This is a genomic window from [Bacillus] selenitireducens MLS10, from assembly GCF_000093085.1.
In the GTDB taxonomy this organism is placed as follows: domain Bacteria; phylum Bacillota; class Bacilli; order Bacillales; family Salisediminibacteriaceae; genus Salisediminibacterium; species Salisediminibacterium selenitireducens.
Genome location: NC_014219.1, coordinates 516,267 through 537,331 on the forward strand (window position 1 = coordinate 516,267; position 21,065 = coordinate 537,331).

Annotated in this window: 18 protein-coding genes, 1 pseudogene and 1 riboswitch; of the genes and pseudogenes, 10 read left to right on the forward strand and 9 right to left on the reverse strand. The window is 50.4% G+C overall.

Translation table 11 applies throughout. The features are described from left to right. Positions 1 to 74 precede the first annotated feature (74 nt). Positions 75 to 1,007 carry a manganese-dependent inorganic pyrophosphatase gene (locus tag BSEL_RS02570; protein WP_013171453.1) on the forward strand — a complete coding sequence of 311 codons (933 nt, stop codon included), beginning with the start codon at positions 75 to 77 and terminating at the stop codon, positions 1,005 to 1,007. Positions 1,008 to 1,064: 57 nt separating this feature from the next. On the opposite strand, the pseudogene BSEL_RS02575 reads toward BSEL_RS02570, so the two are convergent. The 4 genes and pseudogenes from BSEL_RS02575 to BSEL_RS02590 form a co-directional block, all read right to left on the reverse strand. Beyond that, positions 1,065 to 1,943 (reverse strand): annotated as a pseudogene (locus tag BSEL_RS02575) (AraC family transcriptional regulator). A gap of 142 nt (positions 1,944 to 2,085) precedes the next feature. Then, positions 2,086 to 2,514 (reverse strand): thioredoxin family protein, encoded by a 429-nt coding sequence (locus BSEL_RS02580; protein WP_013171454.1) that lies wholly within the window; start codon positions 2,512 to 2,514, stop codon positions 2,086 to 2,088. 167 nt (positions 2,515 to 2,681) lie between these two features. Then, positions 2,682 to 3,365: an amino acid ABC transporter permease gene (locus BSEL_RS02585; protein WP_013171455.1), complete on the reverse strand. Its 684-nt coding sequence runs from the start codon at positions 3,363 to 3,365 to the stop codon at positions 2,682 to 2,684. Between the two features lie 87 nt (positions 3,366 to 3,452). Beyond that, positions 3,453 to 4,325, reverse strand: a complete 873-nt coding sequence (locus BSEL_RS02590) for a transporter substrate-binding domain-containing protein (protein ID WP_013171456.1) — start codon at positions 4,323 to 4,325, stop codon at positions 3,453 to 3,455. Positions 4,326 to 4,538: 213 nt separating this feature from the next. Between BSEL_RS02590 and BSEL_RS02595 the strand changes: the two genes are divergently transcribed. Beyond that, positions 4,539 to 5,114 carry a TetR/AcrR family transcriptional regulator gene (locus tag BSEL_RS02595; RefSeq protein ID WP_013171457.1) on the forward strand — a complete coding sequence of 192 codons (576 nt, stop codon included), beginning with the start codon at positions 4,539 to 4,541 and terminating at the stop codon, positions 5,112 to 5,114. Positions 5,115 to 5,192: 78 nt separating this feature from the next. Further along, positions 5,193 to 8,273, forward strand: coding sequence for an efflux RND transporter permease subunit (locus tag BSEL_RS02600; protein WP_013171458.1), 3,081 nt, complete (start codon positions 5,193 to 5,195; stop codon positions 8,271 to 8,273). Between the two features lie 70 nt (positions 8,274 to 8,343). Here BSEL_RS02600 and mgtE (BSEL_RS02605) read toward each other — a convergent pair whose 3' ends face one another. Next, positions 8,344 to 9,708 (reverse strand): magnesium transporter, encoded by a 1,365-nt coding sequence (mgtE, locus tag BSEL_RS02605; RefSeq protein ID WP_013171459.1) that lies wholly within the window; start codon positions 9,706 to 9,708, stop codon positions 8,344 to 8,346. Positions 9,709 to 9,768: 60 nt separating this feature from the next. Then, positions 9,769 to 11,133, reverse strand: a complete 1,365-nt coding sequence (mgtE, locus tag BSEL_RS02610) for a magnesium transporter (protein ID WP_013171460.1) — start codon at positions 11,131 to 11,133, stop codon at positions 9,769 to 9,771. A gap of 276 nt (positions 11,134 to 11,409) precedes the next feature. Next, positions 11,410 to 11,576: riboswitch (M-box (ykoK) riboswitch) on the reverse strand. Positions 11,577 to 11,747: 171 nt separating this feature from the next. Between mgtE (BSEL_RS02610) and BSEL_RS02615 the strand changes: the two genes are divergently transcribed. The 3 genes from BSEL_RS02615 to BSEL_RS02625 all read left to right on the forward strand — a co-directional run bounded on the left by BSEL_RS02615 (position 11,748) and on the right by BSEL_RS02625 (position 14,533). Then, complete coding sequence (locus tag BSEL_RS02615) at positions 11,748 to 12,518, forward strand: PAS domain-containing protein (RefSeq protein ID WP_013171461.1); 771 nt, start codon at positions 11,748 to 11,750, stop codon at positions 12,516 to 12,518. A gap of 135 nt (positions 12,519 to 12,653) precedes the next feature. Continuing rightward, on the forward strand, positions 12,654 to 13,100 hold the full coding sequence (locus BSEL_RS02620; RefSeq protein WP_013171462.1) for a MarR family winged helix-turn-helix transcriptional regulator: 447 nt from the start codon (positions 12,654 to 12,656) through the stop codon (positions 13,098 to 13,100). Positions 13,101 to 13,114: 14 nt separating this feature from the next. Further along, the gene (locus BSEL_RS02625; protein WP_013171463.1) at positions 13,115 to 14,533 is read left to right on the forward strand and encodes an MATE family efflux transporter; all 1,419 of its coding nucleotides are present in this window, start codon (positions 13,115 to 13,117) and stop codon (positions 14,531 to 14,533) included. Between the two features lie 69 nt (positions 14,534 to 14,602). Here BSEL_RS02625 and BSEL_RS17665 read toward each other — a convergent pair whose 3' ends face one another. The 3 genes from BSEL_RS17665 to BSEL_RS02640 all read right to left on the reverse strand — a co-directional run bounded on the left by BSEL_RS17665 (position 14,603) and on the right by BSEL_RS02640 (position 17,216). Next, positions 14,603 to 15,232: a class I SAM-dependent methyltransferase gene (locus BSEL_RS17665; protein ID WP_013171464.1), complete on the reverse strand. Its 630-nt coding sequence runs from the start codon at positions 15,230 to 15,232 to the stop codon at positions 14,603 to 14,605. 12 nt (positions 15,233 to 15,244) lie between these two features. After that, positions 15,245 to 15,670 carry a universal stress protein gene (locus BSEL_RS17670; protein WP_013171465.1) on the reverse strand — a complete coding sequence of 142 codons (426 nt, stop codon included), beginning with the start codon at positions 15,668 to 15,670 and terminating at the stop codon, positions 15,245 to 15,247. A gap of 82 nt (positions 15,671 to 15,752) precedes the next feature. After that, entirely contained in the window at positions 15,753 to 17,216 is a 1,464-nt protein-coding gene (locus BSEL_RS02640) for a SulP family inorganic anion transporter (protein ID WP_013171466.1), read from the reverse strand. Positions 17,217 to 17,480: 264 nt separating this feature from the next. Between BSEL_RS02640 and BSEL_RS02645 the strand changes: the two genes are divergently transcribed. The 4 genes from BSEL_RS02645 (at position 17,481) to BSEL_RS02660 (ending at position 20,975) form a co-directional block, all read left to right on the forward strand. Further along, positions 17,481 to 17,897, forward strand: coding sequence for a hypothetical protein (locus BSEL_RS02645; RefSeq protein ID WP_013171467.1), 417 nt, complete (start codon positions 17,481 to 17,483; stop codon positions 17,895 to 17,897). Between the two features lie 167 nt (positions 17,898 to 18,064). Next, complete coding sequence (locus BSEL_RS02650; protein ID WP_013171468.1) at positions 18,065 to 18,265, forward strand: cold shock domain-containing protein; 201 nt, start codon at positions 18,065 to 18,067, stop codon at positions 18,263 to 18,265. A 184-nt stretch (positions 18,266 to 18,449) separates the two neighbouring features. Then, on the forward strand, positions 18,450 to 19,445 hold the full coding sequence (locus BSEL_RS02655; RefSeq protein WP_013171469.1) for a LacI family DNA-binding transcriptional regulator: 996 nt from the start codon (positions 18,450 to 18,452) through the stop codon (positions 19,443 to 19,445). Between the two features lie 117 nt (positions 19,446 to 19,562). Continuing rightward, positions 19,563 to 20,975, forward strand: coding sequence for a sucrose-specific PTS transporter subunit IIBC (locus tag BSEL_RS02660; RefSeq protein WP_013171470.1), 1,413 nt, complete (start codon positions 19,563 to 19,565; stop codon positions 20,973 to 20,975). The last annotated feature ends 90 nt before the right edge of the window (positions 20,976 to 21,065 follow it).

Consider the following 21,065-nt stretch of genomic DNA (forward strand, 5'->3'; position numbering starts at 1 on the left):
CATTTGGTCCGCTCGTTTTTTCGTGCTAAAATGATGAAGTGTGAATGTAAGCATGTAAAGGAGTGTTTGTGAAGATGAGCGAAGAAAAAGTATTGATTTTCGGTCACCGGAATCCGGATACCGACACGATCTGTTCGGCTCTGGTGTATGCGGATTTGAAAACGAAGCTTGGTGAGAACGTGGAAGCCGTCCGCCTCGGTGAAGTGGGTGCGGAGACGCAGTGTGCCCTCGATACATTCGGTGTCACGGCGCCAAGGATGATGGAGCACGTCAGTGACGAAGCTTCAAAGGTGATTCTTGTGGATCATAATGAGCGTCAGCAGAGTGCGGAAGATATCGATCAGGTACAGGTCACGGAAGTCATCGACCATCACCGGATTGCGAACTTTGAGACGGACAGCCCGCTGTATTACCGGGCGGAGCCGGTTGGATGCACGGCGACGATCCTGAACAAGATGTACAAAGAACATGGTGTCGAGGTGTCCAAAGAGATGGCGGGCCTGATGGTCTCCGCGATCATCTCAGACTCCCTTCTCTTTAAATCACCGACATGCACGGATGAAGACTTGGCAGCGGCGAAAGAGCTTGCACCAGTCGCCGGTATCGATCTTGACGAATACGGTCTTGAGATGCTGAAGGCCGGAGCGAACATGGCGGAGAAAACGCCGGAGCAGCTAATTACGCTTGACTCGAAGGAGTTCGCCATGGGGGATGTGAAAGCGGTCATCGGTCAGGTGAACGTCGTGGATGCAGGAGATGTCCTCGATCGCCAGGCAGCGGTTGAAGAAGCGATGCAAAAAGAAGTGGAGAGCCGCGGTCTCGGGCTCTATATGCTCGCGGTGACGGACATCCTCAACAGCAACTCCATTGCCCTTGCTGTAGGTGATAAGAAAGAAGCTATTGAACAGGCCTTTGATGTGCGCTTTGAAAACGGACAGGCGACGCTTGAAGGCGTGGTATCACGGAAGAAACAGATTGTCCCGCCATTGCAGAAACTGCTCGGTTAATACGTCAAAAAACGCTTCATGCCTTCCGGGGCATGAAGCGTTTTTTTAGTGGTCCGGTTACTCCGGTTTCGGTCTGACGGGGATCCGGATCTCGCTTTCCACCTCAGGGACAGAGAGGGCGTCTGTGAGCATCACGAGCACTTCAGGACCTTCTGCGAGTTCATAGGCAGCGGTCGGGAACCAGTCGGAGTAAATCCGGCCCCAGGTGTTTTGGAGCGTTTCAGGAAACGGACCGGATGACGTGAAGACGGCCCACTGTGAGGCTGAAACCGGCAGTGTTTCAAACGCATGCGGGACGTCTTTCCTTGTTGCCGCTGCGATGTACTGATCGAGCTGGCCCTGTTCGTCCATCCACCCTTCAGAGAACTTGGCGGAAGCCTGGATGAGCCCTTTCGGTTCAAGATCACTCAAAGCAAGGAGCTGTTCGATTTTTCTTCCTTTCAATGACTCTCACATAGCGGCAATTTCCGGGTTCTCTCCTTCAAACTGAATGGATACGCGCTTTGAGACTTCGGCGATCTGAAACGCCGGGAGGTCGGTCATTCGGTAATTCATGTGCATTCCTCCCTGAATCGTCATGTGAAGGAACACAGGCGGATACCAGTTGAACGAAGCACCATCCGTTTTTCCTCCTGTGGGCGTCACGCCGTGAAAGTGGGAAAATGCCCGGGTGAAAGCGTCAGCAGAATGGTAGCCGTATTTCAGGGCAAGATCGATGATCTTTGCATCACCTTCCCGAAAGTCTTCCGCTGCTCGGGACAGGCGTCTCATCCGGACGTAGGCCGAAATCGTTTCACCGACAAGAAACGGAAATATCCGTTTCAAATGGTACTCGGAGCAACCGGCGATGCTTGCGAACTTTTGATAATCCGGTTCCTCGAGCAGAGGGTTTTCCAAGTGCTGAATGGCTTTATTAAGGCGCGTCAAAGGATCCATGGTCATCCCTCCTTGACCATTACTCTAACACAGTCATGCTGCAGGAAACCCTGCATCAGGTGCACCGTTGTTAACGAGTGCAAAAAAACAGGCACCGTCCTGCGGGTTTCCCCATACAGGCCGGTGCTTGTCAATGGATGGTTTAAGGGGTGAAGATGTCCCCGGCAGGCACGTAGCCGACAATCCGGTCGATCTCCTCGCCGTTTTCCATGAGGAGCGTCGTCGGAACACCTTCAATCCCGTAAGTCTCCCATACGTTTGCGTTCTCATTCAGACTGGCGTTGATTTTGTAGAGGGGATAGGTTCCCTCGCTTCTTGCTTCGTACGTCTGGATTTCAGGCATGTACTGGATGCAGAACTTGCATTCTGGGCTGTGCACATATAAGAGAAACCGCTCATCATCAATGTCATCAATGCCGTTGTAGAGAACCTCATTTTTCTGATAAAAGGCCTTTGCCGATTCATCAAGGTCGCTGTAATACTGATCGGTGGATGCACTGCTGTTGGAGCCGCAGGCGAAGAGAACGGCAGACAGGATCATGATGATGGCAGGGAACAGGATACGTTTCATAGCCACTCACTCCAAGCTTTTGTCATGGATGTTTCTGACTTTACTGTACCATACTCCATTCCATGAGGTTGTGACAATAACGGAACAAATAATTTACTTAAAATGGATAAAATGATGGAGAGAGTGAATAATTCGAAGACAAAAACCGGCAGTAAGTTCACTGCCGGTTAAAGCTCGCCATAGCGGGCAAAGCGTTTCTCCAGATAGTTCTGCAGCTGGGTCATCAGCGTACAGATCACCCAGTAAATCATGGCAACGAGAATGAACATTGTCATGTAATCCATCTCCCGGCCGGCAACGATCCTCGACATCTGAAAGATCTCAGGGACGGTGATCATCGCGGCAAGGGATGAGGCTTTAATGAGATCAAGCAGCACGTTCGTGAGCGGGGGAACGGCGATCCGCGATGCCTGAGGAAGGACGACCTGCCGCATCATCTTCGTGTAGCTCAGTCCAAGGGATCGTGCGGCTTCCCATTGTCCCTTCGGTACGGCGTCAATCGCTGAGCGGTTGATTTCCGCCATATAGGCTGCACTGTTAAAGCTGAAGCCGATAATGGCGGCATTCACTGCCGTGAACTCAATCCCGATATAAGGAAAGCCAAAATAGAGCATGAACAAAATGATCAGAATCGGCACACCCCGCATGAAGGAAATGTACATCCGTGCAGGAATTTGCAGATAGAGGTGTCCGGACTGTCTTGCCAGTGCGAGAAAGAGACTCATCACAAGACCGAGCACCATGCTGATCAGCGAAATATAGAGCGTCAGCGTCAGTCCTTCGAGGACTGTGGGCAAAGCCCGCCAGGCGAGGGCGGGATCGAAGATATACTGCCATTCAATCTGGCTCATCAGGAACCACTCCTTCAAAAGAGCACCGGAGAACAGATTGTTCTCCGGTGTCAGCTGTGATGGGAATCATGAACGTCCGTTTACTGTTTACTCGTCGTCGAAATCGACATCCGGCTCCTGGGAGACGTCCTGACCGCCAAAGAACTGTTCGGACAGGGCGGTAATCGTGCCGTCTTCCATCATCTCTGCGATAACGCGGTTCAGCTGTTCCTGGAGCTCGTGGCTGTCTTCTTTCATGATCATGGCCTGATTGTTCGGGTGATAGAAGAGGTCAGGGTGAATGACCACATCGATTTCAGGCAGAGCCTCAATGGCCAGGGACTGCAGGTAAAAGTCATTCATGACGACGTCGAGACGGCCGTTCTCAATGTCTCTTAAGTACGTGTCATTGGTGACATTCTCATAAGTGACGCCTTCTGCGCCATAGCTTTCAGCGATTTGCATGTAGATGGTTGTTGCTGCGCCGCCGTGCTTTTTCCCTTCAAGGTCTTCGAGCGTTTCGATGCCGGAGAAATCATCAGGACGGACGATCATCGCACCGTAGGAGAATTTATAGGGATCCGTGAACAGAAAGCGCTCTTCACGATCCTCGTTGATGTCGATATCATTGACGGCGAGATCCACCTGACCGCTGTTGATGGAGGTGAGCATCCCGTCAAAGCCCATTTCGGTGAATTCCACCTCAAGGCCAAGGCGTTCAGCGGCTTCCCGTGTGACTTCCACTTCAAAGCCCGTGAGGCCCTCATCTTCATCGTGGAAGGATGTCGGGTAGAGTGTCCCGGAAGTGGCCACAGTGAGAACCCCGCTCTCCTCGATCTCATCCCAGCTGCTTGGTTCGCCGCCTGTATCGTTGTCAGAAGCGGTCTCATTGCCGTCTCCGTTCCCGCAGGCTGTAAGCAACAGACCGGTTGTGAGGACCGCTGCTGCTGTTTTGAAAAAAGGCATTGTTTCGTTTTCCATGTGACTCATCTCTCCTTAATGAAATGTGCAAATTAAAACCGTTTAAACCATACCATAAAGGTTGGTTTTGGTGCAATAACAATGTGTCCACAGTGAAAAAACGGGACGAAATGAATTATAAAAAACTTGTACAAATGAGGAGTATCATTTATGCAATTGGGGTATCAGTAGGTAGACAACCGTCAGGACGCCGAAACAAGAGGGAGCTGGAACATGAGCCGAAAAAAAACCATTGACCGTGTGGACTTATATACAGCCACGGAAGAGCTGATTCTTGAAGAAGGATACAGTTCCTTTCATTTTAAAGCCCTTGCAGAGCGGCTCGGTGTCGCGAGAAGCACGATCTATAATTATTATGACAAGAAAGAAGAACTCATCACGGACTATATGATTCACCTGCTCGCCCGTTCCGTCGAGCGAATCGATGACACGGCGCATGATCCTGAACCGGTCAAAGGGCTGATCAGGCTGTGGTCACGCTACGCACATATTCATCAAATGCTCCAGATCATGCCGTATATCGATCAGGAAGCCTCCGATAAAGTGAAGGAGAACGTCAGACGCATGTTTCAGCTATTCATGGAGATGAAAGAAAAGATCGGCGTGATTCTGACCACCGGTGAAGAAGCAACGAAGATCAGACAGGATGTGTCCCTCTCCACCCGGATCGGCTTTATCATGGCCACGGTCCAGATCCCCATTCAGGGCATGACGGAAGAAGAGTGGGTGGATGAGGTTTATACCATATTGCGGGACGGGCTTTATACAAAACCGACAGATACCCGGTAAAACTGTGGAAATCAGGCGCCGGGTTTACTAAAAAAAAGAAATGACACTTCTGTCATTTACGAAAAGGTGTGAAGACGAATGTTTGAAAAAATCATTGAACGATCCAAAATAACACTGATGTTTCTTCTCATTGCCGTTATTATCGGGGCCCTTACTCTTGTGACGCTGCCGCAGCGGGAAGTGCCGGAGTTTGCCTTTGATATCGGCAACATCTCCACCGTGTATCCGGGGGCAACACCGGAGGAAGTGGAGCAGCAGGTCACAATTCCCCTTGAAGATGCCGTTGAAAGTATTGAAGGCATCGATTCAAAATCAAGTGTCTCCACTTCCGGTTTTTCCAACATTACCGTCGAACTGGTCGATGGGGTGAATCAGACCGAGGTGTTCACGGACATCCAGCAGGCGATCAACGGAGCCCTCGGTGATCTGCCGGACGAGGCGCAGGACCCGGACTTCACGCAGGCGCAGACGATCGGTGCCCTTTCGAGCTATCACCTCCTCGCAGACAGCCGTGAAGATCTGTATGAAGTCCGTGACATTGTGCACGACTGGCAACGGGAGATTGAGCGGATGATGGATATCAACCGGACCGATGTCAAAGGTTTCCCCGATCAGCAGTTCCGCGTGAACATTGACTCAGAAGAGATGTTTGAACGTGGTCTGCAGTTCCCGGATGTCATCGATGCCATTGAATCCGAGCTGAATACGAGTCCGCTCGGAATCGAAGAGCGAAACGGGGAGAACGTCCAGCTCTCGTTGACAACCCTCGATGAGCTCGATGACATTGCAGGTATTTTTGTCGCAAACGATTTCGAAGGGGATGCCGTTTACCTCGAAGACATTGCCGAAGTGGGGCTCATGCACGAGACGCCGTCAGACCTGATTACGTATGAAGAGACACCTGCCCTGTCCTTTACCGTCTTCTCAGAAGGAGGCGTCAATATCCCGCAGATCCACGATCAGGTGGATGAGCGGATGATGGAGCTGAAAGAAGAGCTGCCTGATGAAGTGAGTCTTGAACTCTTCTATACACAGAAGACGATCGTCGATGAGATCTTCGGGGATCTGTCCCTGTCCTTTTCCCTTGCCGTTCTTTCCGTCATTTTGGTGACGCTCCTCGGGCTGAATGTCAGCTCGGCGGTCATCGTCGCCCTTGCAATTCCGACTTCTGTCTTGATCGGTTTGATTCCATTGCCGTTCTTCCAGGTCGATCTCAATCAGATTTCGATTATCGGGATCATTATTGCCCTTGGGATTCTCGTCGATGACGGCATTGTCGTCGGGGACAATATCCGTAACAAATACAAAGCGGGCATGGCTCCGGTGGAAGGGGCACTGAAGGGGTCGAAAGAAGTCAGGACCTCCATTATTACGTCAACCTTGACCGTCGTGTTTACGTTCTTGCCGCTCGTCTTTATCCAGGGCGGAAACGGGGACTTTATCCGGGCGCTGCCGACGGTTCTGATCACGACGATCATTGCTTCAACGATCGTGGCGCTGACGCTCGTGCCGATCTTTCTGATCTGGCGTCAGAAAAAGCAGTACCGCGCGAAGAAAAAGCGTATTTCGCAGCGGGACGGCTTGCTCGGAAAACAGTTTGATAAACTGGCAGACTGGTACAGTGATACCTTGTTGACCCGCGTTGTCCGTCATCCGTGGAAAGTATCGATTGTCGGCTTTGTGATTACGACCGCTTTCTACGGTCTGATTCCGTTTATCCCCGTCGAATTCTTCCCGAGTACGGACCGCGACGAGGTGACGCTTGATGTGCGGATGCCTGCGGGTACGACGATTGAGGAGACACAGTCGACTTTGAATGAGATCCGTGAGCGGATCCTTGAAGAGGACGAGCATGTCTATGAGACGGCTGTCTATGCCGGTGGCGGCCTGCCGCCCCTCTTTGGAGATGGGATCTCAAACAGCGGGGAAGAAACGGGGAATCTGCTTCTCCGGGTGAATCGTGAAGAACAGTCCGCCAATGAAACCATCGACCGGTGGACCCCGATACTGCAGGAAGAGTTCGGCTTTGCCGAGCCGGAACTGACAACGATTGAAGCCGGTCCGCCTGTCGGTGCCCCGATTGCGATCACCCTTCAGGGGCCGGATGTCAATACACTGATTGACTTGAGCAATGAGCTCCAGGAACGCGTCAATGAGATCCCGGAGAGCGGAACCGTTCGAGATGACATGGGGCCATTGAGACCGACCGTTGTGTACGAACCGGTTCGTGAAGAACTCGAAGAAAACAGCATCCGTATGCGCGACATCAGTGAACAGATCAGTCTCAGAACAGACGGTCTGCCACTCTTGACGTTCCGCACGGCAGAAGAGTCTGTCGGAATCCAGCTGCTCCTTGATGCCGTTGAAGACGGGGAAGGCGTGGATCTTTCGGAGATTGTGCTCCCGGCAGAGAACGGCGGTGGTGAAGATGGCGGTGCGCCGGAACTCATCGGTCTTGATGAACTGTTAACAGAAGCAGGCTCCGAAGAAATTCCGCAAATCATCCGTGATGACAGCACACGCACCATCACGGTCAGGGTCTTCCCGTCATCCGAGGATGACAACGGCCTTGAAGATCAGATTGAGACGATTACAGAAGAGCTTCAGGCCGATGCAGGCAGTGACTATACCGTGAGTCTCGGCGGTGAAACCGAGGCAAGGACGGATTTCATTATTGAACTGTTTACGTTGTTTATTCTCGTCCTCTTCCTGATCTACATCGTTATGGCGATTCAGTTCTATTCCCTGACGATGCCGCTGCTTGTGATGAGTACCGTTCACATTGCCGGGGCAGGGGCCGTCATTGGCCTGTTCCTGACTCAGACGGGACTTGGATTCATGGCGTTGATGGGCATCGTTTCCCTTGCCGGGATCGTTGTCCGGAACTCTATCGTCCTTCTCGAATTCATCAAGCAGAGAAGGGCTGAGGGAATGGGCATTAAAGAGTCTGTCATTGAGGCGGGACGCGTCCGGCTGAGACCGATTCTTCTGACGGCATTCACGGCCATCGGTGCCTTGACACCGGTTGCCCTCAGTGGCGATGTTCTCTTTGTCCCACTGGCGATTTCGATCATTTCCGGGCTGTTGTTCTCGGCGATGATTACCGTTATTATCGTACCGGCTGTCTACACAGCTTTCGCAACCAAGTTTGGCAAGTAAGCTATCAAAACAGGCACCTGGCGATTGTATGCCGGGTGCCTGTTTCATTTTTGTATGCATCTGTCTGCGGTCATAAATACTGAAGCAGGGAGGTGGCGAACGTGAAATAAATCATCAGACCGATAATGTCGTTCACAGTGGTTATGAAAGGACCGGATGCTATGGCCGGATCGAGATTGAGCTTGTGAATGATCAGGGGCACGACCGTCCCGATTACGGTTGCGAGACTGAGCGAGAACAGAATGGAAACGGCAACGATGCCAGCCAGAAGAAACTCGCCAGGATAGATGACCGGCACAATCACAATCAGCGTCACGGCACACATCAGTCCGAGCATGACGCCCGTTCTGAATTCCCGGGCAATCATGTTCCTGACGCCTTTTTTCTCGACGGTGCCAAGGGCGAGTGAGCGGACGGCGACGGCAAGAGACTGTGTGCCGGTGTTACCGGCGGAGTCCATAATTAGTGGAATGAATCCGGCAAGGAGGACGATCGCTTCAAGGGTCTCCTCGAACTGCCCGATAACGCCAGCCGTGATCATCCCAAAAAACATGAGAAGAATGATCCACGGTGCGCGTTTTTTGGCGGCAGTCACAGGGGACAGCGAGACGTCGGTAGCTCCCCTGGAAGCGGCGAACTCACCGAGATCTTCCGTCTGTTCGGCTTCCATGACGTCGAGAATATCATCGACGGTAATGATACCGATCAGTTTGCGTTTTTCCGTGACAACAGGGATCGCGAGGAAGTCATATTTCTTAAACAGATGGGCCACGTCCTCCTGATCGTCGAGAGCCTTTACAGAAATAAGCCTTGTACTCATCACATCCTGAACGAAGGCGTCGGGTTCGGCAACGATCAGATCCCTAAGGGAGGCGACGCCCACAAGCTTATGTCGGTCATCAATGACATAGAGATAGTAGATTGTTTCGGCTTTCGGCCCTTCAACGCGAAGCATGGCAATGACATCCGAAATCCGGTCCGTCGTCCTCAGACTGATGAACTCTTTGGTCATGATCGACCCCGCAGTTTCTTCTTCGTACGTCAGGAGTTCCTTAATGTTTCTCGAAAAAGCATCATCGGACTCTTCGAGGAGTCGCGATACTTTGTCCTGCCTTGTCTGCAGAAGAAAATCCGCTGCTTCATCCGAGGCCATGTGCCGGATCACAGCCCGTGCATAGTCTTCCTCGAGCTCATGAATATAGCGGGTCTGATCAAGGACATCAAGCTCCTGAAAGACGAGAGCGAACGCTTGCGGCGGCATGGTTTCATAAAGGAAACGACGTTCCTGTTCGCGAAGATGTACATACAGATCCATCTGATCCTGAGGATGAAGGGAGGTAACCACCTCTTTAAATCCCGCTTTGTCACGGTCCTGTATCATGGCCTTCAGTTCGTTCTCATAGATGGTTTGAATGTCGCTTCTGTTAAAAGACAAACTGATCACCTCAGTATGGGGATCGATCCCCTGAATTCTGAAATCGTGCTGGTGCAGCAGTTACAGGTACGCCAATAGCGATGTCGCTACGGAAAAGTAGATGAGCAGACCGACGATGTCGTTGATCGTCGTGATAAAAGGGCCGGAAGCAATGGCCGGATCGAGATTGAGTTTATGAATGAACATGGGGATCAGCGTTCCGATGATCGTCGCAAGCGTCAGAGACAGGGTCAGTGACGTCCCGACGACGACGGCGAGCATGAAGTTCCCCGAATACATGATCGGAATGATGATGATCAGGACGACGGCACAGATGATCCCGAGTAAGAAACCGGTGCTCAGTTCCCGGAAGACGAGTTTGCCGAGTCCTTTTTTCTCTGATGTGCCAACGGCAATGGAACGGACGGCAACTGCGAGCGACTGGGTTCCGGCGTTCCCGGCGGACCCCATGATCATCGGGATGAAACCGGCGAGGAGCACGGCCGCTTCGAGGGTCTCTTCAAACTGACCGATGATGTTTGCCGAGACCATCCCGATAAACATCAGCAGGATGATCCAGGGGGCCCGGAGTTTTGCCGCAGCGAAGGGGGTGATTTTCATATCGGTACTGCCCCTTGATGCTGCGAATTCATCAAGGTCTTCGGACGCTTCTTCTTCAATGACATCGAGAATGTCGTCAAAGGTGATAATTCCGACGAGGAGGCCATCGTCCGTGATGACCGGGACAGCGAGAAAGTCGTACTTCTGAAAGAGGCGGGCAACGTCTTCCTGATCGTCGGATGTCTTGACCGATAAAACGCGTGTGCTCATGACTTCTTCGACTTTCCGGTGAGCGTCAGCCGTAATCAGATCCCTTAAAGATACGACGCCAACGAGCTGATCTTTTTCATTCGCCACGTACAGATAGTAAATGGTCTCAGCATCAGGGCCCTCTTCCCGAAGAAGATTGATGACGTCTTCGATCCGGTCATTGGCATGAAGGCTGATAAATTCCTTCGTCATGATCCCGCCGGCGGTTTCCTCTTCATAAGAAAGCAGTTCTTTAATATCCGCCTGGTCTTCTTTATCGAGCGTTTCAATGATTTTGTTTGATTCTGATTCGTCCATTTCACCGAGGAAGTCGGCGATGTCATCATCGGACATGTTGTTGATGACGTCGCGGGCATAATCGGTGCTGAGTTCTTTCATATACAGTTTCTGCTGTTCGAACTCGAGCTCTTCAAAGATCTCTGCGAATTCCTCCGGAGAGATAAAATGATAGAGAATTTTTCGCTGGTCTTTTCCAATGTTGATATAGATATCGAGCTGATCCATAATGTGCAGATCGAAAAACAGTTCCCTGAATGATTCGAGGTCTTCATCCTGCAGGGTTCTAACCACAGCAAGTTCATATTCTTCGCGGTTTTGTTCGGTTAGTTTCACCATAATCCAGCATCCTCCTCAATGATTCAGACGCGCCTCTTCGTGGAGCCGTGAGGCGGCCCGGTTTCTTCGTGATTTATGTGTTCCGGTTTGGGCACAGGGTCCATTCCCCCACAGCTCCTTTCTTTGACTGATCGTTTTATTCAAATTCCCGTTCGCGTTCAGATGAAACCCGGATGCGGCTTGGCGGCCGATCTAAACAGAAACAGGCACCTGTATCCGTTGAATGGAGGTGCCTGTTTGCATGAAAAAAAGATGGCGGATCAAGCTCGCGCCGTTTTTTTCCTCCATTCGTTGAGCTTTAGCACTGCAGGGCATAGAGCGGCGCTCAGCTGCGTTAAAAACCACCTTATGTCGATGGTTCCTGTTCAACCCATTGGCGTCTTTGGACGTTGTTGGGCATCAGCATGTCTCCACTGCAGGAGCCTCACCTAACGAGGGATTCAAATGTGTATAACAGCTGAAGTATATCGGGGAAACAACGGTCGTGTCAACAGCCTGTACAGCAGTGATACAACTCTTTTTCGAAAGACTGGCAATCTGTGCTATACTGAAAAAACAAGGTTCGGTCAGCTGGGCATGCAGTGAAAAAGACAGTACGAATCAGGGGGGACACAATGACAAACTTACAGGAACTGAAAAATAAAGTGTTGGAAAAAACACAGCTCGTTTTTATCATCAGTGATCCGGATCTTCCGGATAATCCGATTATCTATGCGAATCGCGGATTCATGGAATTAACCGGTTACAGTACAGATGAAGTCATCGGCTATAACTGCCGTTTTTTACAGGGAGACGATACTTCTCCGCAGACAGTTTCGATTCTTCGTGAAGCGATCCGGCTTATGGAACCGGTATCGGTTGAGATACTGAACTATAAGAAAAGCGGGGAACCGTTCTGGAATCTTCTGCACATTGATCCGATTTATCTTGAAGAGGAAGATAAATATTACTTTGTGGGGATTCAAAAAGACATTACGGAGATCAAGCAGGCTGAACAGAAGATTGCAAGTTATCATAAGGAAATTGAACGTCTGTCGACGCCGATTGTTCCGATCAAAGAGGGGATCTCCGTACTACCGCTGATCGGCAGTATCGATGAGGAGAGACTGAATGCCATTATCGAACGGACACTGCCTGCACTCGAAGCCGATGAAGTGGAGATTCTGATTCTGGATCTGTCCGGCTTCTCGCAGCTTGATCAGGAAGCGACAGTGGGGATCTTTCAGCTGAATGATCTGATGAAACTCAAAGGTGTGGAACTTATTCTGACGGGTATTACACCGAAGATTGCCATGCGCACAAGAGGTCTTGGGATGGACCTGTCGGGACTGAAGACCTTTGCCTCTGTCAAACAGGCGATTGAACAGATTGAAAAACGGATGTGAAGACGGAAAACGCGTCACCGTGAACCTGATTGTTCATCTGCATTCGACAACCGCCGCCCCTTCTGAAGGGGTGGCGGTTGCTTTTATGGGGAAGAACGTTTAAACTGTCTGAAGAATACTTAGGGGGCTAATAGTATGGATGACGAAATAAAACAGCTGGCGGGGTATCACATTACCCTGACGGCTCATCTTTTGCAGAACGAACACAACAGGGCGCTCGGCGATTTGGATGTTACGCCGGCACAGTCGAAGGCCCTCTACCTCTTAAACCGCTTCGGCAGCCAATCCCAGACAGAGCTCCAGGACAGGATGTATATTAAAGGATCCACGATGAACGGCATCATTGACTCGCTTCAAAAAAAACACCTCATTCATAAAGAGGATTCGAAAACGGACAGGCGGGTTAAAGTGATTTGGCTGACAGAGGAAGGTGAACGTCTTGAACGGGAGATCTGGGAGATGCTTGGAGCCCTCGAGGCGCGTTTGATGGCGGGGATCAGCCCGAAACGGAAACAAGAGCTGATCCGCACCATTGAGCAGCTTCAGGACAATCTCAAAACGAACCATGCAGACATTGGTTGAAAGGACGAAGCGTTATGAACAGACAAAAAGAACAAAGCAGGCAGCTCGGTGAAGAATCGGTTCCGAAGCTTCTATTGCGTTTATCAATTCCAGCCGTTATCGGTATGCTTGTGATGTCTCTATACAACGTCGTGGATACGATATTTATTTCGTATTTTGTCGGAGTGGACGGCGTGGCCGGGGTCACATTTGCCTTTCCTTTGATGATCATCATGATGGCAGTGGCCGCAGCACTTGGTATTGGCGGGGCATCGGTTATTTCGAGACGGCTTGGTGAAGGCAGGGAGAAAGAGGCGAATCTCGTTTTCGGTAACATATTGAGCCTGGTGCTCATTACGGGGGTTATCGGCGTGATCGCCGCCTTCACGGTTCTCGAACCGACGCTCAGGCTGTTTGGTGCGACCGAGGGGATCATGGGCCATGCTCTGGACTATATCTTCCCGATCACACTCGCGACGGTCTTTTTCACCTACGGGTTTGCGACGAACTCGATTATCCGGGCTGAGGGGAATGCAAGGTTTGCGATGATGACGATGATCATCCCGTCGGTGCTGAATATTCTCCTCGATCCGGTATTTATCATCTGGCTTGATATGGGGGTACAGGGCGCAGCCATTGCGACAGTGATTTCGCAGGCCGTTACCGCGGCTGTTACGCTGGGGTATTTCCTGAGAGGGCACAGTTCCCTCGTTATGACGAAGGCCTACATGACCCTGCAGTTTAAGACAGTGAAAGAAATTTTCGTCATCGGGATGCCGGGGTTTGCCAGGCAGGTCGCCGGAAGTGTCATGATGGTGGCGATCAACGCGATGCTGATTCGCTACGGCGGCGATTTTTATGTCGGTGTATTCGGGATAGTCCAGCGGGTCTCCATGTTCGCATTGATGCCGATGATGGGGATCTTGCAGGGGATGCAGCCGATTATCGGCTATAATTACGGGGCGCGGCAGATGGTCCGGTTCCGCGAGACGATCAAACTCGGCCTGAAAGTCGTCACGATCTTCTCTGCCGGTGTATTTGTGGTCATGATGCTGTTGCCGGAGTGGCTCATGCAAATCTTCTCGCAAGATCCGGCGGTGATTGCCACAGGCAGCGAAGGGATGCGGATCGTTTTTGCCATGGCGATTCTGATCGGAGCCCAGGTTGTCAGCGGTGGTATTTATCAGGCAATCGGCCATGCAAGGCCGGCACTGATTCTTTCCCTTGCGAGGCAGGTCCTGTTTTTGATTCCGCTGGTGCTCATTCTCCCGCCTTTTATTGGTGTAACCGGGGTATGGCTCGCCTTCCCGATTGCTGATATCCTTGCCTTTGCCCTTTCAGCCTATTTGCTGTATAAAGACCGTCAACTGTTCTTTTACGGTGATCCGCCGGGAGGGACAAACGAGCAGCCGGGTAAGGTGCAAAAGCAGGTGACAGAAGAGTATCAGACGTAACCGTATAGCCAATGACAAATGAAAACGCACTGCCCATCAGATGTGACGGGCGGTGCGTTTTTGTATCGGTTACTTCTTTTGGATGACGGCAACAGCGATCGGATAATGCACATCCGGACGTTTCTCCCGTTCGAGTGCGACACTGTTTTGGAAATACAGGAGAGAGGACGCTATATCCGGGGAGCCGTCTGATACGAGTTGCCGGATCTCTTCTTCTGTCAGTTCGAAATAGTGGAACGGGGACTTTGACGGGATGGATCTGCCTCGACCGATCGGTGTCGAGAGGACGAGTGTGCCTCCTGGCTTCAAGAGTGAAATAAGGTTGTGAAAAAATTGTCTGTCATCGCTTACATGTTCAATCGTTTCAAAAGAGATGACGGTATCAAAGGTACCCAGCCGATCCGGCAGATCAGCTGCGCGTCCGTCGGCGACGATGAACGACATCTTTGGATGGTAGTATTCCTTGTGTGCAAACTCGATAATCTCAGGATCGACATCAGCACCGATGATTGTTTCGAGTGCTTTATTTCTACCTTTGGCAAGCCTTGCGGTCCCGTAACCGCTCCCGCAGGCAATGTCGAGGACACGCCCTGATACATAAGGTTTCGCAAAATCATAACGTGCAATATGCTCAAGGAGCAGTTGGTCAGATGGTTTCATTAACTTAGGAATCACACGTTCACCTGTATAGTCGACCATCCAAACCCCTCCTTATTTGACCATCATCACAGGCGCTTTGACATATTTCATGACTTTGTGGCTGACGCTTCCGAGAACCATCGTCTGGACCGAACTGAGACCGCGGCTTCCGAGAACAAGGACATCGGGATTTTGCTCATTGACATGTTTAATAATGGATTCCGGGACGCTGTTGCTTGCGGTAATGGTCGTAACGGTGACCGGAATGTTGGCTCGTTCAATACGTTCCACGATCGGATCAAGCTGTTTGCGGCGTTTTCGGCTGGCAGCATCGGAATCGCCGTGATGCAAGACATCGGTTTTAGACGTAGCGCCGGAAACGACGTGAAGCAGTTCGATTTGCGGTTTTTTGGACAGTTTGCCGAGTGCAATGGCTTTCTCTGCTGCGCGCAGGGAGTGTTCAGATCCGTCTGCGGCCAGAATAATGTTTGAAAACATGGTGGTGCCCCCTTAGTTGTTGAATGATTGGTGGAAGACCCCTGCTTCAGTGAAGCAGGGGTCTGATGATACATGGATCCGATCAATGCCCGGATGCTTTACTGAGTCCGGTGATCCTGTCATACAGCTGGGTGCTTTCCCGGTTCATCCCGGTGTAATAGACAGGGATGTCGCGCTTTTCGAATTTGCTTTCAATTTTGTCGAAGGCACCGATGGCAGAATCGTCCCAAAGATGGGAGTTCGAGATATCAAAGGTGACAGTATCGACATCTTCAAAGAAATCGACCTTTTCGAGAAAATCGGTGACAGATGCGAAAAACAGCTGTCCTTCTACATGATACGTGACTGAACGGTCTTTGTCATGGTAGATTTTGTGAACATTCACTTTGGATACTTTCCAGGCAAAGAATACGGCACTTAACAGAACACCGGCAAGGACTCCGAGGGACAGATCGTGCGTGTACACAACGGTACCGACGGTGACAACCATGACTGCGGCGTCTGATCGCGGAATGCGGTGAATGTTACGCAGGGAACTCCAGTCGAACGTCCCGATCGAGACCATGATCATGACCCCGGCCAATGCGGCCATCGGGATCTGTACGACGACGGATCCGAGCACGATGATCAAAAACATCAGTGTAACGGCGGAGGTCAGGGATGACAAACGGCCACGGCCACCCGATTTGACGTTAATGACAGATTGCCCGATCATGGCACAACCGGCCATCCCGCCGAAGCAACCTGATACAACATTTGCAATGCCTTGTCCACGGGATTCTTTATTTTTGTTGCTGTCTGTATCTGTCATATCATCGACGATGGATGCTGTCAACAGAGATTCGAGAATACCCACGATGGCAAGAGCCAGAGAGTAAGGCAAAATAATCATAAATGTCTCAAAAGTCAGTGGAATGTTTGGCAGGGCAAATATCGGTAATGTGGAAGAAAGACTTCCCATATCACCAACGGTACGGACACCCATGTTCATCACAATGGCGATTGCCGTTACGACGATAATGGCGACAAGCGTCGACGGCACAGCAGTCGTAAAGCGCGGCAGGATGTAAATAATTGCCAGCGTCAATGCAACAAGGGCATACATGATCCAGGTTTCTCCGACGAAATGCTGGAGCTGGGATGTAAAAATGAGGATCGCCAGCGCGTTAACGAAACCGATCATAACGGAACGCGGAACGAATTTCATAATACTCGACAGTTTAAATACGCCAAAAAGGATTTGAATAATTCCGGTAAGGATGGTTGCTGCGAGGAGATATTCAAGTCCGTGATCTGCAACGAGTGTGATCATGAGCAGCGCCATGGCACCGGTGGCACCGGAAATCATACCGGGTCTTCCACCTACGATGGCAATGACAAGGGCTATGGAGAATGAAGCGTACAGGCCGACCATCGGATCAACACCTGCAATAATGGAAAAAGCGATGGCTTCCGGGATCAGTGCCAGCGCGACAACAATCCCTGCGAGGATGTCCCCCCGCACGTTAAAAAGCCAAGTCTGTTTGAAGTTTTGGATAAGATTCAATACATTGCACCTCTGTTTCTATTTTTTGTGCGGAAGCCCCCGTGGGGCCTCCAGTCCGATTACAACATTCTGAATAATAACAGAGAATGAAAAAAAGTCAAATTACGATGTAAGCGGAAGTCATGACCTATATGCGCTCAATAACTCTTTTTAACGACGATTTACGGGTGTGTTCATTGTTTTGTCAAATGTAAAGAAAGAATGTATCGATGAGAAAATATGGTATAATTAAGGATATATACAGAGAGAAAGAGGGGGATAACAGTGAGAATACTGATGATCGTTCTGCTGTTTGTGATAACGGCATGTGCACCACCAACAAATCAGGAAGGAATTACGCTTGAAATAGATGCTACGTATACGAGCGGCACCCTTTACCTGGTCCCGATGATTGTGCACGAAGGGAATGAAGCAGTATCAGTGTCACTCTATGATGCGGAACTGCGCATAGTGGAAGTGACGAGGGAAGATGCGACGGTTTACGATTCCTCGCCGGGAAGCACCGGGGATGAGCCTGTCATCCTCGAACAGGGAGAGGTCTATGAGGGGTCGCCGGTCCGCTTCACCGCAGAGGCAGGGGAATATGAAGTACGGGCAGTTGCCGAGATCACCGTGACTGATGATGAACTTGCAGAGGACTTGTCTCTCTCAACAGAAGTGACGGTTCAGGTGCAAGGCTGACATGTACAGACAGGTTACACGGAGATTTGTTCAGGTGTACTTGATCACTTGGGATTAATATGGTATATTTGTACTGTAAATGAATTCGGGAAACATTCTCGGCCTCAATAGGCAAGGCAAGAAAGTTACCGTGATTCAGAGTATTTTACAACAAGGAGGCCGATGTCATGATGACAGGCAAAGTAAAATGGTTTAATGCAGAAAAAGGGTTTGGATTTATCGAGCGTGAAGATGGCGATGATGTTTTCGTTCACTTCTCCGCAATCCAGGCAGAAGGATTCAAGACGCTGGATGAAGGTCAGGACGTTGAATTCGAAATCGTCGAAGGAAACCGTGGCCCTCAGGCAGCAAACGTTGTAAAGCTGTAATGTAATAACCATAATTGACAAGCCTGCTGTTTTACACAGCAGGCTTTTTTTTATCAAAAAGAGTGCCTGTATTCAGAACGTCTCTATGAAACAGTGGCAACGGCAAGGCGTTCATTGTAAGATACAGTTAGATTCAGAATAATTATGATCGTGAAGAAAGATACATATACAGGAGGCAGGACACATGGTAACCATCAACGATATTGCCAGACAGGCGGGTGTATCCAGAACAACCGTTTCAAGAGTATTGAATCAAAACGGCTACGTCAGTGACCGTGCAAAAACGAAAGTCCTCGAGGTCATTGAAGAGACCGGCTATGTCCCGAGTGAACAGGCAAAATCACTCAGGACGAAGAAGACAAATGTCATCGGCGTTATACTGCCGAGGCTCAGTTCGGAAACCGTGAGCCGGGTTGTGGACGGCATGGACCGTGAACTTGCGAAGGCAGGTTATCAGATTTTGCTTTCGAGTACGAGTCTTGAGACGGAGAAGGAAGCTGATCATATCCGTCTTCTCGAGAGCAGGAGGGTGGACGGGATCGTTTTGTTTGGCACACATAAAGATGAAGCAATACTGAATGCCATCAAGCAGGCGAAAGTGCCGGTCGTGGTGCTCGGCCAGGATTTTACACCTCATGTGTCATCGGTTGTGTACAACGATTACGAGGCATCAAGAGCAGCCGTGGCGGCTTTGGCAGATGTCGGACATGAAAAAATCGGTTTCATCGGAGTCGATGAAGCGGATATCGCTGTCGGTCAGGAGAGACGCCGGGGCTATCTTGATGAAATGAAAAGCCGTGGATTCGCGGTTTTACCGGAGTGGATGCAGACAGCAGGTTTTGATATGGCGTCAGGCAGCGAAGCCTTTCAGAAGATGCTTGAGTACAGTCAGACAAGGCCGACGGCGGTCTTTGCCGTTACCGACCGTCTTGCAATCGGAGCGATGCAGCGTGCGAAAGATGCCGGCATGTCCGTACCCGGAGAAATGGCTTTTATCAGTATCGGTGCATCTGAAGCTTCGCAGGTCGTCACCCCAAAATTGGCTACGGTTGATTATTATAATGAGGATGCGGGTATGAGTATAGCAAGCCTGATCCTTGAAGAAATCGATGAAGACATGAAAGATGCAAAAAAAATCGTGATGAACTATGGACTTTTGCTTCGCGATAGTTTATGCTGATCATGTGGAATCGATTACATCAGGTTCCGCCATTCTTTTAATTTTTTGTGGAATCGATTCCAGAATCAGTTCTCAAGGCATATCAGGACTTTGTAAATAATGAAAGGAGAGGAAAGCATGTCTGAAGAAAACAAACAGATAGCTGAACAGCTCATTGAAGCGGTCGGCGGACTCGAGAACATCGAGTCGGTTGCACACTGTGCCACACGCTTACGCATCATGGTGTCAGACAAAGAAAAGATCGATCAGGAAAAGGTGGAGGAGCTTGGCAAGGTCAAGGGCGCCTTCTACAACGCAGGTCAGTTCCAGGTCATTTTCGGTACCGGAACAGTAAACAAAATTCATGAACAGGTCGTCGCACTCGGTGCACCTGAGTCTTCATCCTCGGATCAGAAGAAGAACGCTGCACAAAAAGGAAATAAAGTGCAGCGGCTTCTCCGGACATTCGGTGATATATTCGTCCCGATTATTCCGGTACTCGTTGCAACGGGTCTGTTTATGGGGCTCAGAGGTCTCTTGACGCAAGAGGAAATCCTCGCCATTTTCGGGATGACCCCGGCGGATATTTCGGATAATTTCCTCCTTTATACGCAAGTCCTCACGGATACGGCATTCGCCTTTTTGCCGGCATTAATTGCCTGGTCAGCATTCCGTGTGTTTGGCGGCAGTCCGGTCATCGGGATTGTACTGGGCTTGATGCTCGTGAACCCGGCCTTACCGAACGCGTATGACGTCGGTTCCGGTGATGTGGATCCACTTTATATGCTGGGCTTTATCCCGGTCATCGGTTATCAGGGCTCTGTACTTCCTGCATTCATAGCCGGTTTCCTCGGTGCCAAACTTGAGAAATGGCTCCGTCAGCGTATTCCGGAAGCTCTCGATCTCATTTTGACACCTTTCTTAACGCTGTTAATCATGATTACGGCAGCACTTTTTGTCCTTGGCCCGGTGTTCACAATTGTAGAAAACGGGATCATGGCTGGTATGAGTTTTGTGTTGGAATTACCTCTTGGTTTAAGCGGACTGATTATCGGCGGCCTGCATCAGGTGATCGTTATTACCGGTGTTCACCATATTTTCAACCTGTTTGAAATCCAGCTGCTGGCAGATGACGGCTTTAACCCGTTTAACGCGCTTATTACCGCAGGTATTGCCGCACAGGGTGGTGCAGCGCTTGCAGTGGCAGTCAAGACAAGCTCGAAAAAGCTCAAGGCACTGGCCTTTCCATCGTCGATTTCAGCGTTCCTCGGGATTACCGAGCCTGCGATCTTTGGTGTCAATCTGCGCTACATCAAACCGTTCCTGATGGGACTGATCGGTGGTGCAGCCGGCGGTTTCTTTGCAGCACTCTTCAATCTGCAGGGGAACGGCATGGCCGTTACGGTGATTCCCGGGATGCTTCTCTATATTTATGACTTCATGCCACTCCTCCTGTATATTCTTACGAACCTGATCGCACTCTCTGTGGCCTTCATCCTGACATGGATGTTCGGTTTCAATGATGAGATGCTCAATGAGGTAAACGGCTAATAAGGACAGCAAGACCCTCCGGTTTCGTGACGGAGGGTCTTTCCTTTTGCACCGTGTTCAAGTAAGATCGAATCAGAAAGAATGAATGAC

Excerpts from the sequence above, each read along its gene's own strand:
- BSEL_RS02570 (WP_013171453.1), top strand. The coding sequence starts at position 75 with ATGAGCGAAGAAAAAGTATTGATTTTCGGTCACCGGAATCCGGATACC.
- BSEL_RS02580 (WP_013171454.1), bottom strand. The coding sequence starts at position 2,514 with ATGAAACGTATCCTGTTCCCTGCCATCATCATGATCCTGTCTGCCGTT.
- BSEL_RS02585 (WP_013171455.1), bottom strand. The coding sequence starts at position 3,365 with ATGAGCCAGATTGAATGGCAGTATATCTTCGATCCCGCCCTCGCCTGG.
- BSEL_RS02590 (WP_013171456.1), bottom strand. The coding sequence starts at position 4,325 with ATGGAAAACGAAACAATGCCTTTTTTCAAAACAGCAGCAGCGGTCCTC.
- BSEL_RS02595 (WP_013171457.1), top strand. The coding sequence starts at position 4,539 with ATGAGCCGAAAAAAAACCATTGACCGTGTGGACTTATATACAGCCACG.
- BSEL_RS02600 (WP_013171458.1), top strand. The coding sequence starts at position 5,193 with ATGTTTGAAAAAATCATTGAACGATCCAAAATAACACTGATGTTTCTT.
- mgtE (WP_013171460.1), bottom strand. The coding sequence starts at position 11,133 with ATGGTGAAACTAACCGAACAAAACCGCGAAGAATATGAACTTGCTGTG.
- BSEL_RS02615 (WP_013171461.1), top strand. The coding sequence starts at position 11,748 with ATGACAAACTTACAGGAACTGAAAAATAAAGTGTTGGAAAAAACACAG.
- BSEL_RS02620 (WP_013171462.1), top strand. The coding sequence starts at position 12,654 with ATGGATGACGAAATAAAACAGCTGGCGGGGTATCACATTACCCTGACG.
- BSEL_RS02625 (WP_013171463.1), top strand. The coding sequence starts at position 13,115 with ATGAACAGACAAAAAGAACAAAGCAGGCAGCTCGGTGAAGAATCGGTT.
- BSEL_RS17665 (WP_013171464.1), bottom strand. The coding sequence starts at position 15,232 with ATGGTCGACTATACAGGTGAACGTGTGATTCCTAAGTTAATGAAACCA.
- BSEL_RS17670 (WP_013171465.1), bottom strand. The coding sequence starts at position 15,670 with ATGTTTTCAAACATTATTCTGGCCGCAGACGGATCTGAACACTCCCTG.
- BSEL_RS02650 (WP_013171468.1), top strand. The coding sequence starts at position 18,065 with ATGATGACAGGCAAAGTAAAATGGTTTAATGCAGAAAAAGGGTTTGGA.
- BSEL_RS02655 (WP_013171469.1), top strand. The coding sequence starts at position 18,450 with ATGGTAACCATCAACGATATTGCCAGACAGGCGGGTGTATCCAGAACA.
- BSEL_RS02660 (WP_013171470.1), top strand. The coding sequence starts at position 19,563 with ATGTCTGAAGAAAACAAACAGATAGCTGAACAGCTCATTGAAGCGGTC.